Raw genomic sequence first — 531 nt, forward strand, 5'->3', positions numbered from 1 at the left:
GGTGCTACTGGTATAGGAGTTACCGGACCTACTGGACCTTCTGGTGGACCTCAAGGTAACACGGGTGCTACCGGACCTCAAGGTGCTCAAGGTAACACGGGTGCTACCGGACCTCAAGGTGTTCAAGGTAACACGGGTGCTACTGGACCTCAAGGTGTTCAAGGTAACACGGGCGCTACTGGACCTCAAGGTGTTCAAGGTAACACGGGTGCTACTGGACCTCAAGGTGTTCAAGGTAACACAGGTGCTACTGGTTCCACTGGACCTCAAGGCGCTCAAGGACCAGCGGGTGCTACTGGCGCTACTGGACCTCAAGGTGTTCAAGGTAACACAGGTGCTACTGGTTCCACTGGACCTCAAGGTGTTCAAGGTAACACGGGTGCCACTGGTTCCACTGGACCTCAAGGTGCTCAAGGTAACACGGGTGCTACCGGACCTCAAGGTGCTCAAGGTAACACGGGTGCTACCGGACCTCAAGGTGCTCAAGGTAACACGGGTGCTACTGGACCTCAAGGTGTTCAAGGACCAACG

Annotated in this window: 1 protein-coding gene; it reads left to right on the plus strand. The window is 55.7% G+C overall.

The window, feature by feature from the left end:
* Positions 1-531 (plus strand): collagen-like domain-containing protein (locus tag JTF23_RS27430; protein WP_483862072.1); only part of this gene is annotated, 531 nt, incomplete at both ends.

Source organism: Bacillus sp. RIT 809, from assembly GCF_016892495.1.
Taxonomy (GTDB): Bacteria; Bacillota; Bacilli; order Bacillales; family Bacillaceae_G; genus Bacillus_A; species Bacillus_A cereus_U.